The 12,470-nt window shown below is 44.5% G+C and carries 14 protein-coding genes; 2 read left to right on the forward strand and 12 right to left on the reverse strand.

Features of this window, described 5'->3' with window-relative positions; translation table 11 throughout:
- The first annotated feature begins 39 nt into the window (after positions 1-39).
- Positions 40-1,155, forward strand: coding sequence for a hypothetical protein (locus FEF09_RS15130; RefSeq protein WP_146305896.1), 1,116 nt, complete (start codon positions 40-42; stop codon positions 1,153-1,155).
- Here the strand turns inward: FEF09_RS15130 and FEF09_RS15135 are convergent, their stop codons facing one another.
- From FEF09_RS15135 to FEF09_RS30755, 4 genes are all read right to left on the reverse strand, one after another.
- A complete protein-coding gene (locus FEF09_RS15135; RefSeq protein ID WP_146305897.1) occupies positions 1,156-1,782 on the reverse strand; it encodes a LuxR C-terminal-related transcriptional regulator in 627 nt (208 codons plus the stop codon).
- A gap of 94 nt (positions 1,783-1,876) precedes the next feature.
- On the reverse strand, positions 1,877-3,091 hold the full coding sequence (locus FEF09_RS15140) for a lanthionine synthetase C family protein (RefSeq protein WP_146305898.1): 1,215 nt from the start codon (positions 3,089-3,091) through the stop codon (positions 1,877-1,879).
- Between the two features lie 66 nt (positions 3,092-3,157).
- Positions 3,158-3,346, reverse strand: a complete 189-nt coding sequence (locus FEF09_RS15145; protein WP_146305899.1) for a hypothetical protein — start codon at positions 3,344-3,346, stop codon at positions 3,158-3,160.
- Positions 3,347-3,383: 37 nt separating this feature from the next.
- Positions 3,384-3,542, reverse strand: a complete 159-nt coding sequence (locus tag FEF09_RS30755) for a hypothetical protein (protein WP_012789110.1) — start codon at positions 3,540-3,542, stop codon at positions 3,384-3,386.
- A 237-nt stretch (positions 3,543-3,779) separates the two neighbouring features.
- On the opposite strand from FEF09_RS30755, the gene FEF09_RS15150 reads away from it, so the two are divergent.
- Complete coding sequence (locus FEF09_RS15150) at positions 3,780-6,896, forward strand: lantibiotic dehydratase (protein WP_146305900.1); 3,117 nt, start codon at positions 3,780-3,782, stop codon at positions 6,894-6,896.
- 57 nt (positions 6,897-6,953) lie between these two features.
- Here the strand turns inward: FEF09_RS15150 and bla are convergent, their stop codons facing one another.
- The 8 genes from bla to FEF09_RS15200 all read right to left on the reverse strand — a co-directional run bounded on the left by bla (position 6,954) and on the right by FEF09_RS15200 (position 12,165).
- Positions 6,954-7,637, reverse strand: a complete 684-nt coding sequence (bla, locus tag FEF09_RS15155; RefSeq protein WP_261387513.1) for a class A beta-lactamase, subclass A2 — start codon at positions 7,635-7,637, stop codon at positions 6,954-6,956.
- A gap of 164 nt (positions 7,638-7,801) precedes the next feature.
- Entirely contained in the window at positions 7,802-8,290 is a 489-nt protein-coding gene (locus FEF09_RS15160) for a hypothetical protein (protein WP_146305902.1), read from the reverse strand.
- Positions 8,179-8,733 (reverse strand): thioesterase domain-containing protein, encoded by a 555-nt coding sequence (locus FEF09_RS15165; RefSeq protein WP_186774354.1) that lies wholly within the window; start codon positions 8,731-8,733, stop codon positions 8,179-8,181. The genes FEF09_RS15160 and FEF09_RS15165 overlap by 112 nt, the downstream gene beginning before the upstream one ends.
- Before the next feature lie 11 nt (positions 8,734-8,744).
- Positions 8,745-9,290, reverse strand: a complete 546-nt coding sequence (locus tag FEF09_RS15170) for an AMP-binding enzyme (protein WP_146305904.1) — start codon at positions 9,288-9,290, stop codon at positions 8,745-8,747.
- A 263-nt stretch (positions 9,291-9,553) separates the two neighbouring features.
- A complete protein-coding gene (locus FEF09_RS15185; protein ID WP_146305907.1) occupies positions 9,554-9,826 on the reverse strand; it encodes a hypothetical protein in 273 nt (90 codons plus the stop codon).
- Between the two features lie 5 nt (positions 9,827-9,831).
- Positions 9,832-10,146 (reverse strand): AMP-binding protein, encoded by a 315-nt coding sequence (locus FEF09_RS15190; protein WP_186774355.1) that lies wholly within the window; start codon positions 10,144-10,146, stop codon positions 9,832-9,834.
- A 617-nt stretch (positions 10,147-10,763) separates the two neighbouring features.
- Positions 10,764-11,060, reverse strand: coding sequence for an SMP-30/gluconolactonase/LRE family protein (locus FEF09_RS15195; protein WP_146305909.1), 297 nt, complete (start codon positions 11,058-11,060; stop codon positions 10,764-10,766).
- Between the two features lie 871 nt (positions 11,061-11,931).
- Positions 11,932-12,165: an L-dopachrome tautomerase-related protein gene (locus tag FEF09_RS15200; protein WP_146305910.1), complete on the reverse strand. Its 234-nt coding sequence runs from the start codon at positions 12,163-12,165 to the stop codon at positions 11,932-11,934.
- Positions 12,166-12,470 lie beyond the last annotated feature (305 nt).

Consider the following 12,470-nt stretch of genomic DNA (forward strand, 5'->3'; position numbering starts at 1 on the left):
TGTTACCAGGCCAATTTCCTGTTACTAAAACGACCATGCATGAAACGCATCATTGCCATATTAGCATTCACTTTACCCCTTACCATACAAGCGCAGACAAAACTGGAGGACAAGATCGCAGAAGACTACGCCACTAAGTTTGCAAAACGTTATGAAGTGAGGAACGATTCTCTTATCGTTTTTGTGACCGAACAGATGTCAAGAAGCGGCGCTGCCGGACTGGATATTGATAAGACAATGACAGAACTGGTGAAAGATCCTGCTGCGCTGGATGCTTCTCTGAAATTTGTGTATCAGTACAGCAATACGAACAGGCAACAGTTCATTGCCAATCTTCGCGCGATGAACCTGCAGACCAACAGTGTATTCCCGTTGGCAACTTATACCGTGAATAAGTTTAAGGGGGAAAACAAAGCACTTCTTGAAGAAAAAGCGACGCTCTATACAACAGGGGCTATTCCGGCTAAACTACCGCCATTGCAGCTGCCAACACCTGCTATTGCGGATGCTAACAGCAGTTCTCCGGATGCCACTACTACTACCGGCGAATCAACTACAAGTACGACAAGTGCTACTGCCAGTGGTAATGATATACCCGCAGAACCCGGAAGTACACCTGCTGCACCAGTGAGTGCTTCATCAGATAATTTCAACTGGGATGTGAGACCTGTTTTCAAGGTGCGTGAACCGGAACAGTTGTATGCGCTTTACGGAAAGGATAATGTGGTGGCACGTTCTGCACAGGATTTTCAGGGAAACGATGCTGGTACGGCCTATTTTATATTCCCGGATACGGACAATGAAATAGAAGTGTCATTCGAAGGGACTAAAACCGGTGTTACTTTCACTAAAGAGAATTCAAAATGGAAACCGCCATTTGGTATTAAAGTAGGCGATCCGCTGGATAAAGTAGTTAAAGTAAACGGCCGTGACTTCAGAATCAATGGTTTCGAATGGGATAACGGTGGAGAAATAGCAGACTGGGAAGGAGGTTCCTTCGCAGGTAAAGGTGTGAATATCATGTTCAAAGCCAACAACTCCAGCGACCCTAAATTATATGATCAGGTAACCGGTGATAAAAAGGTGAAAAGCGATGCCTCAGCGATGAAGAAACTGGGCGTTGTTGTGGAAAAGATCACTTTTGTAAGTAACTGATCAGACCAGCAGTTTGTTATCAACAGCGTACTTGATCAGCATAGCGGTATTCTTTACTTCCAGTTTGGCCAGTAATTTTTTCCGGTGACTATTCACAGTATCTGCGCTGATAAACAACTTTTCTGCAATTTCAGCATTGGTATTTCCTTCAGATATCAGACTTAACACTTCTTTTTCCCTTCTCGTCAGAGAAGGGAAATTTTTTTGTAGCCCAACCCGTTCACTGCTCATGGCCTGTTTGATTGGCGGAGAGAGATAAATGGCTCCGGCATAAACTGAATGAACGGCAAAAAGCAGTTCTTCTTTATCTGCGGTATTGAGTACATATCCATTTGCGCCGCTCTGCAACAGCCGGTCAATATATCTCTCTTCTTTCAGGAAGCTGAGCACTAATATCATTACAGCCGGATATTCCAATCTGATGTTGGCACACAATGCTGCGCTGTCTATATCAGGCAGGCAGGTATCAATAATGATGATGTCAACACTATTGTGCATCAGAAATTTAAGACAACCATAACCACTCCTGGCATGTCCTGCGATCAATATGTCATTTTCGTCATCAAAAAATGCATGCAGACCTTCGAGAATGAGAGGATGATTGTTTACGAAATACAGGCGGATCATTTGTATCCATTTAAAATATGCCAATGCGGACAGTAATGGGTAACATTCGACTTTACAAGAGGCAACCGGCTTTATATGTAATATAAGGAAAATATCAGCATAATAAGATACACCGGTCCCATGCGGGATCTGTATCCGGATCGATAGCTGCAATGAGTGAAAGTCCTATCCCAGCTACGCCTTCGAGGATGCCATAGCTGTTTTCGTAGTCATCTTTACCATAAAAACGGAAGCCCGCAGGGCCTTCCTTATGTGTATTCATCTGTAAGGTATGTTGTAACCAATCTGTTGCACCATTGAGTAAAAATGGCTCTTTTGTCTGCAGCCAGGCACGTCTGTAAATATGAGCAATCCCTGCGCTTCCATGACAAAGACAGGCGTCATGTACATGACTGTTTTGGAGGTTTCTATGTCGGATCGTATGATGAAATATGCGCAAAGCATTTTCTACATAGTAGTCATCATGTAGCCATCTGCCGGCATTCAGCATGAGTGTGGCAATGCCCGGATCGCCATAACACCAGCCTAAGCGGCTTTGCTTACCAGTAAGCGCCTTATGTCGCTCATCCACCAATACCGGGTACAAAGACGTGCTTTCTTCTTCAGGAAGATTCCTGCAGGCTTCGATCCAGCTGATCCCTTTCCGGATCATACTTTCTGTCTGTGAGACGGCGATACCTTTACTGTGGATCATTCCCAGAATAGAGATAATAGCTGGTACGCCGTGCGCAAGTCCGAGGTTAAATGAATGTAACCCTGCAGGACGATCGGCCAGTCCGGTCAGCTGATCTTTCCAGGTAATACCGGCGGAGGTTTCAATAGCGGTGGATTGCAAGGTATCCACCAATGCGGGCAACCATTGGCCGGCAGCAGTATAATGGTTTCTTTCGAGAAAATACAGCGCAATACCAAGGCCCTGATGCAGAAAATCGTAGCCCCCCTGTTGTAAAGCGGATAGCATTTCTCTTCCCAGTACTTCATCTACTTCTTCAAAAATATCTTCCAGTTCATCTTCCCCAGCAAAGCCTGCTTTTATGAGATGTTGTATACCCCATACGATTCCGGCAATACCATTGCAATGGGAGAATGGCAATGCAGTAGCCGCCAGATCATGCACCGCACGTTCCAGCAGCTGATGTATTTTGTTCAGGTGTTCTTCCTTTTCTGTCAGCTGATAGTAGTAAGCATAGAATAAAGCGGCGCCTGTATATCCCCCTAATAAACCGGGAGAGGCATCCTTTTCTGTAAAACTGTCCAGCGAGCTGCTGATATCCTGTAAGATCTTCCCGGCACTTTTCTTATAATCCATATACGGTCATCACAACAAATCATGATGCGGTCTGCATTACTACACCACCGCACCATGATCATAAAATTAGAAACGGCAGGAGTCTACGCTGCAAATTGGCGCGCCCTGGCTAATATCGTCTGTACACACTTTAAAGGAGAGTACGGTGGTGGTAGGAGCAAAAGCTGCACCATTCATCGAATCCTGTTTTTCACGGTTCAGATTAGCTAATTTAATCTTCCCGAGATCGAGTTTCTTTTCAACTTTCTTTTTCATAAGAATGTGGTTTTAGATTTTGAATAAACTGTTGTACTTAGTTTCTGGCATCCGGAGGAGGAGGGCATTTAAACAGGCTGCAACCAGTGTAAGTTGGCGCATTAGCTTGCTGATTGGCAACTTCCTGCTTTGTTGTGCTTAATCTGGCGATCTTGATCTTGCCAAGGTTCAGCTTTCTGCTTGACGCTTTTTTCATAGTTAACAAGTGGTTTAAATATTAAGAAATGAATACTGTTCTTTAGCAGTCAGGTTTATTTTGGGCAATGAGGGTTCGGGTTTCATTACTCTTAAAGATAAGGATAAAGGCCGCTCAGCTCTATCACTGGAAAGGGGGATTTTCTGTAGTTTTTTTCGAGTTGTTGAAATATCACCTTTTAAGGGGGGCTATCACTATATGGATAAAAGTTAACTTATTGGTTCTATCCGGATCACTATGATAACTAATAAAGGCTTCTATCTGCTCAGGGCTCCACTGATGCCGATAGAATTTTTAACCCGCTTTTTACAGCTGCCTTATGAAGAGCTGGCTGATGAAATAAAAAAGGTATTTGCTACATCCTATCTGGCTGAGGCGATCTACATTGCTTCCCCCGAACTGAGCAGCGAACTGAGGAAATGGCAGGAAGGGCAGATCTTCAGTGAAAAGGATCAGGAGAAACTGGTATTATCACTTTTCCGCTATCTGTTAAGGATGAGCACGCGCTGTACACCTTATGGCTTATTTGCAGGTTGTAGTACTGGTTATACCGGATCTGTCACGAGCGTATATATACAGTCTGTGACAGCACATCAACAGCATTGCCGGCTGGATATGAACTATGTGGCGGAACTGGCAGAAACGATTGCAGGTATGCCAGCTGTACAGGAACAATTACGCTATTATCGGAACAATTCTGTTTACAGGACCGGAGATACTTACCGTTATGCAGCATTCACGGTAAAAGATAAATTCCGTCAGTATGATCTGACAGCGGTAAATCATTCCCCTTATCTGGAAGCTATATTAGATATAGCGGAAAAGGGCGCTACCAGACAGATGCTTTATCAGCATATTACAGCTGATGATATTACGGAGGAAGAGGCGCGTACGTTCATTGACGAACTAATTGACAGTCAACTTTTGATCAGCGAGTTGGAACCCACAATTACCGGTGAGGAATTCTTTCATGTATTAACAGATAAACTGGGCAAACTGAAAGGTATACAACCTGTATACGACATTCTCTGTGCTATCAGGGAACAACTGACCGTTTCACAACCGGGTATCGAAAAGTATCTGCATACGCATGCACTTGTAAAACAGTTATTACCGGATACAAAAAACAAAGATCTGGTACAGACTGACCTCTTTCTGGCCACTACCAGCAACACGATCAGCGAGGCTGTCATCAATGATATACAGACACAGATGGAAGTATTGTGGAAGCTGTCTGTTGTCAATAAGCAACCCGATCTGCTACAATTCTGTAAAGCCTTCAGTCAGCGCTATGAAGAGCAGGAAATACCACTGGCACTTGCACTGGATACGGAGACCGGCATTGGTTATGGTGCTTATACCAGCCATTATGCGGCTTATGCCCCTTTATTGGAAGAAGTCGTGATCAGAAATACGGGGACACCTGATACGATCCCGTGGAATACTATGCGGCAGTTTCAGTTAAGGCGATATATGGAGTGCCTTCAAATGCAGCAGCCGGAAGTATTATTAACTGATGATGATATCAACAGTCTGGCCACCACGTCAACCGCCCCCATACCTGACAGTTTTTACCTGATGGGGAGTATTGTCAGCGAGAACGCAGCCGCTATGGATCAAGGCGATTATCTCTTTGATTTCAGCTCCTGTGGAGGTCCTTCTGCGGGGAATCTGCTGGGGCGCTTTTGTCATGGTGATAACGCTTTAAAGCAACTGGTCAGGGACTGTCTGGACGAAGAGGCCGGCCAGCAGCCCGGAGTCATTTATGCAGAAATCATCCATCTGCCGGAGGCCAGAACGGGTAATATCCTGTTAAGACCGCAGCTGAGAGACTATGAAATAGTTTATCTGGGCAATGGCAGTGTGACAGAAGAGAGACAACTACCAGTTACAGACCTGCTGGTGAGCGTACAAAATGAGCAGGTTATATTGCGTTCGAAGCGATTCAATAAAAGAGTCATTCCAAGACTGAGTACAGCACATAATTTTACAACAGGGAGTCTGCCGCTATACAAGTTTCTGGGTGACCTACAGTTTCAGCAGTTACGACATGCTACCGGATGGCAATGGCAGTTACCAATAGAAGCGCCGTTCCTGCCAAGGGTACGGTATAAGCACATCGTATTGCAGAAATGCACCTGGCTTATCCACAGTAAGGATTATCCTTCATTACAGAAAAATGCATCCGTACAGCTGCATTTTAAGGCATTTTCGGCTATCAAAGATGCCTTAAAGCTTCCAAGGTACATAAGTATAGCAGACAGGGACAATGAGTTGTTTATAGACCTTGAAAATGCGTCCTGTGTACATCTGCTGGTCACTAGCCTGCTTAAAAGGGAGCAGCTGACATTACAGGAAGTGTTACAGACACCCGCACAATGTTGGGTAAAGGGGGAGGCGGGAAGATTTACCAATGAGATTATTCTTCCGTTTAAAAGCAATGCGTTGCAACCCGTCACCATTTCATCAGCATTGACGCCCCATCAGCCACAACGACATTTCCCTCCCGGCAGTGAATGGCTATATGTGAAGATATATGCCGGCATCAATACTGCTGAGAAAATACTGACTACGGTTATTAAACCAATGGTGGAGCATCTGATGAGGGACGGCGTCATTGAGCAGTGGTTTTTCATCCGCTATACCGATCCGGAAGATCATATCAGGATACGCTTCCATCATGCAAACCGTAAAGATTTCTGGACGATCGTACTTGCCGGACTACATGAGCGCTTAGCTGCCGCAATAGATCCGGGACTTATCCACAGGATACAGACTGATACCTATGTACGGGAACTGGAAAGATATGGCGCTACCACAATGGCTGTAAGTGAACGTATTTTCTGTTATGATAGTGAAGCGGTGCTGGGTTGTGCAGATCTGCTGGAAGGAGAAGAGGGAGAACATTTCCGCTGGTTGCTGGCAATACGTGGAGTTGATATGCTGATGGATGATTTTGGTTATACCCTTTCCCGCAAGTCAACCTATCTGAAAAGATTACAGCAACACTTTTTCCGGGAATTTGGCGCAGGACAGTCACTACAAACACAACTGAATGCCGGCTACAGGAAGCATATGCGGCAGATAAGCAGCTTTCTGGATCCACAACAGGATATTGACAATGAGATCGAAGAAGCTATTCAATTGCTGGAAAAAAGATCGTCCCACATAAGACAAGCCATAAAAGATGTGGCTGTTCATACATGGGACGAGCTATTATCCAGTTATATTCACATGTTTCTTAACAGAATGTTGTCATCCAATCAGCGGAAACATGAACTGGTGATTTATCATTTTCTGAGTAAATATTACGAATCGAGGGTAGCGATGCTAAAGCAGCAACAACTTAGTTAGCCGCATCCCAGAAAAGGCGGGTTATCCTTGCGATCACTCCTTCTCTGATAGCCTCATTCACTTGGTATCACTGACAAAAACAACGATAGCTACGTGTGAGCCGTCAGGTAGTGTGACAATACCCGCATCGTTGGTAGCAGCGGTCAAACCGTCCTTTGTATCAGAAGAGCCGGTTTTATGTGCTACTACTGCATCAGCAGGTAACATGCCTCTCATTCTCTTAGGACCTGTCGTTGTTTCTTTCATGATCTTTAGCAGGAATTCATTACTGCTTTTAGACAGGTACTTTCCGGTATGGATACCTTTCAATAATTGTAACATCGCCAGAGGTGAGCTCCAGTTGGTATATTGTACTTTCCATGCCTGTGCCATTCTTTCTTCATTCGCTTTGATAGCGATGCTATCAATACCCAGGCCATGGATATATTGTTCAACATATGCTGTACCGCCTACCAGATTAAATAAAATATCGCAACCGTTATTATCACTCTGCGATACGGTATAAGTCAGTAATTCTCTCAGCTTCATATCTGTGCCTTCCGGATACTTTTCCCTTATCGGACTCCAGGTAAAAGGCAGTAATTCTTTCTTCGTGATATGGATCACCTGATCAAGTGATAACTTACCCTTATCTACCTGATCCAGTACAGCGATAGCCAATGGTACTTTAAATACGCTCTGCATCGGGAAATGGTCATGTCCATTGATCGTCATGGTGTCGCCACTTTCCAGAGACATCATGGCCACACCTACATGCCCACGGGCTGTAGCGGCAATTTCATTCGCTTTTGTCTGGTATTGTTGTCCTGTGCGGAGCTATGTAAACTTAACAACAGGAAAGGCAGTGCTAAGGAGCACGATAGGATACGATTTTTCATTTAGGTCAGCAGTTTTTAAAACTGGTTTCAGGCTTTCATGCGCTCATCTACCAATTGCTGCAGCAAGATAGCGAAATCTTTATCATTAGGCGGCATGAGAAATGTTTTGTGATCCCCTTTTACATCATGCACGTTAATTCCTTTCAATGCATATGGCTTCCATCCGAGGTAAAGCGGATCATCCAGATAGTAAAGCCGGGTATCCACACGGAACAGATCTATGGCACATGCATCAGAGGTCTGCATATGGTATTTGCGGTAAGCCGCTTCATACTTCTCGTTAATCTTATCTTCTGCCCTGTCTGATTCAGGAGGTCTTTGCAGTCCGATATAGACGGCCAACTCATTATATTTCCTGACAAAAAAGGCTTGCTGATAGTCCAGCGTTTCTTTGGGATGCCGGATTAAAGACTGCGTAATAAAAAGGAATTTAGGGAACTGACGTTTGATCTTACGGATGTATTTTGGTACGCCTGTTTCAAAATGGCCTTTGTTATAAGCGTAGGTATCAAACATGGCCAGCATTTTACTTTCTTCCCCATTGCCTGTAATTGCCTGCTCATTTCATAAGCCACTACGCCACCGTAGGAATATCCCGCCAAAGCATAACCATCAGGAAAATCTCTTTCGAGCAGTGCAGCGATATACTCCGCCGCCATATCTTCCAGTGTTTCAAAGGGTTCATCAACACCGTTGAGGCCACGGGGCTGAAAACCATATACCGGCTGATCAGGCTCCATATTACGGGCGATATTATTAAACAGCAGCACATTCATGTCCAGACCATTCACGATAAATATCGGCGGCTTGGTACCGGTGGGTTTAACGGGGACCAGCAGATCCCAGGAAATGGACTGATCATCCAGTTCCATTTCAGTAGCTAATTTTTCAACCGTATTGGCGGTAAACAGACTCGCCAACGGAAGCCTTTTCCCGATTTCTTTTTCTATGCGGGCCATGATCTGCATCGCTACAATAGAAGTACCCCTAATTCGAAGAAATCGTCTTTTATACCCACTTTCTCTACGTACAGGTAATCTTCCCAGATCTTTGCAATCAACTTTTCTTGTTCGGTACGGGGAGCTGTGTATACACGGTTCGCTTTTTCTATCTCCTGTCCCATCGCCTCCAGTGCATTCCGGTCTACCTTTCCATTGGGAGATAATGGAAATCTGGGCAGCAATACGAAATTGCTTGGCACCATATATTCCGGCAAAGAAGTTCTCAATGCCTGCTGCCATGCCGGGAAGTTGGCTGTAATACCGTTCTCTTGTACAACATAGGCGATCAATCGTTCATCTTTCGGCAATACAACCACGTCTTTGATGCCTGCCTGTTTACCGAGTGCATGTTCCACTTCGCCCAACTCAATGCGATACCCTCTGATCTTTACCTGATGATCCATTCTGCCGAGGCATTGGATTTCTCCTCCATTCACGATCCTCCCGAGATCTCCTGTTTTATACATACGGGCGCCGGCAAAGAAGAAAAGGATCAGACATAAAGCGTTCTTCATTCAGTTCCGGCCTGTTCAGATATCCTACCCCGACTCCCACTCCACCGATAAAGATTTCTCCCACGGTACCGTCCGGTACTTGCCGGAGCTGATTATCCATATGTATGCAAACATATTCCCGATGGGCCGGCCTACTGTAATAATTTCATCGTCTATATGATCTTCTTCAGTGAGCCATACAGTGGTCTCCGTAGGGCCGTACATATTCCACAGACCATCACATTTTTCCAGCAGCCGTTCTGCCAGTTTTTAGACAAGGCTTCTCACCTATCAGCGCTTTTAACGGTAAGCGATCCTCCCAGGCAGATTCCAGCATCATTCTCCATGTCGCAGGTGTAGCCTGCATGACCGTTTACACCTTGTTGCCTGACAATGTCCATCAGATGACGCGTATCTCTGGAGGTCTGCACATCCGTCAGGATGATTTCCCGCCCTACTAATAAAGGGAGATATAATTCAAGACCAGATATATCAAAGGAAATAGTCGTCAATGCAAGCACCTTGTCATGTTGATCAAGACCAGGTTCTTTTAACATGCCTATCAGGAATTCACCAGACCAAGCTGTGTAATCTGTACACCTTTGGGCTGTCCTGTAGAGCCTGATGTATACAATACATAGACAACATCCTGCATCGTGATCATCACATCCGGCGGTGTAACATCATATTGAGGAGCCTGCCTCAGGAGATCTTCCATCAATATATTCTTAGCCATCGTCTGAAACCTGTCACTATATTTTTCTGATGTAATCAGGTAAGCAGCCCCTGCATCCTGCAGCATGAACTCAATTCGTGCCTGTGGATATTCGGGATCCAACGGCAGATAGGTTGCACCAGCCTTTACAATAGCCAGCAACAGTAGAGCATTTCCGGAGAACGATCTACAGCAAGCCCGACTATAATACCTTACGAATGCCGTAATCGGCCAGCAGTCTGGCAAATTGGTTTGCAGAATTATTTAATTATGATATGTTATTACGTGATCCCTGAAGCGCAATGCGGACTTATCGGGGTAAGACAACGCTTTTCATGGATGAGTTCCTGTAGAGAACGTAGGTCCAGTGGATTTGAAATGCGGTTTTCCGATGTAGGTGTGGGATTCCGTTCATGTGTTACTTGTCTCTCCGACATAGATTCCCAGATATAATTGTAACATGCTGATTATACCCTTTAAAAACGGAAAATAGAATTAGTTTATTATGGCAGAGAAATATACTTATGTAAGCAGGTATAATCGGATCTCCTAAATGAAAAAGGTTACAGGAAACATCCTGTAACCCCATATGAATATTCTAAGATCTTCAGCTATTGAATGGTTTTGCGTTAATTTTCATTTTATAGATTACAACGGGCAATTTTACTTTATCCACACCTTGTAGAAATGGCGCCAGCAAATGTAATTGTCCGGCAGGCATCCAGAGATATCCATCTTCATCAATCCATAATGCATCACACCAGCTTAAGCGTTATCTTTTACAATAACCTGTGCTTTCCTTCCGGAGAGATACGAACAATCTGTTGTTTATTCACATCACTTACATAGATATTACCGGCGGCGTCTATTGCGGTCCCTCCTGTAGAGGGTGTTTGGAAAAATAGTCTTACATGACTTCGCAGCTCATTTTCTGACAGATCTGCATTGTTGAGCAATCTTGTTTCGACTTTCCATAGCGGACCACTTGCTGCCTGAAAATAGAGCCATTTCCCATCAGGAGAGATCTCGAGCTGATCGGCATGGATATGTACATCTTTTCCGCTTTTATCTTTCATGATATGACCTTCTGCCCATATTGCCTTTTCGTCTGTTGTAGAACGATGGTGTGTTAAGACTCTCCTGCCCTTTCCGGTTGTTTATCCATTACATCAAGGCCGGATCACCGGCATCAGTGAGATAGATTGTATTCCGGTCATACGCAGATCATCAATAAATGTTGCCTGTGTGGAAACACCCGCCAATGGAATGATACGTACAATGCGATTGTTCTGGTATCATGGCTACGAGCTTAGCCGCACTGTCAGGTAAAGGGGCGCTCCCATTGCCGGCGTACCGGTATCTACAATCCAAGTAATCCATCAGGTCCTATGCGGAGGGAATTCGTCCGTACGAATTTTTTATTGACGTCTGCACCCGTTTGCCAGTTATTCCAGTCAGTATCCGGATACGGAACGATCTTTCCGTCCGGAAGAATCTCTCCTATGCGGATGCCATTATCTCCTTCGAGTCGGGGGAATCAACAAATATCCGCTTATCAGCAGTGACAGTGACTCCATTCCATATCATATCAGCCGTGGCTACTTTTTCCAGCTGCGCTATTTCAGATGTAACTGTACTGCGACAAACAACAATGTGATTATTATCCGTTCATATGCTATTTGCTTACAATTTCAGTCTGAAAATTTTGTAAGGATAGACAGTGCGGTTCTGGTTATTATTAAACCATGGCATACGAGCTATCTGCGAAGCAGAAATATACAGGTATCCATCAGCTGAAATACTATAGCTATCGGGCCATGAAAACCTCACTGTATCTACAGCGATTGTATGGCATTTTTAAGTCAGGCGTGATTTTCACAATACTGCTTTTTTCAAGATCACCAAGGTACAGATTACCATTCTTGTCGAATTCCATACCATCAGAGGTTACGAATTTTCCAAGATCTTCCACACGTTATCAATCTTTTGAGAAGGTGTGGAAAAATCACGCAGCAACGCGGTATTGATGCGATAAAGTCTGTCATCAGTAAGTGGTTTGTAGTACAACCATGCTTTATCCGGAGACAATGCGATACCGTCAGAATTGATTTTAGGAATGCTGCCATCTGCTTTGGTCAGTTCCCGGCCATCCATGGTGAAATGATACGCGGTATCGGACATCACAGAAGGAGAATGGTGCAATACAAACGTGACTGCCCACTATTTGTATTCAGGATAACAATCCCTCCGTTTGAAGAACTTGTCATGTATGCAACCGTTAGTATTGTCAATACGGATATCATTGATATAACTATCGCTTGCGGTGACGCTGTCGGGAAAGTGATAGATACGTTCTACTTGTTTGTAGAGAGATTAATCTTCACAACTTGTTGCTATGCTGAAAACAGGTCCCAGTCCGATACCAGCGGCATCTACCACCCAGAGATATCCCTTTTCATCAGCTACTACAGCCTGTACGCATACAA

It is taken from the genome of Chitinophaga pinensis (genome assembly GCF_007896845.1).
Lineage (GTDB): Bacteria > Bacteroidota > Bacteroidia > Chitinophagales > Chitinophagaceae > Chitinophaga > Chitinophaga pinensis_C.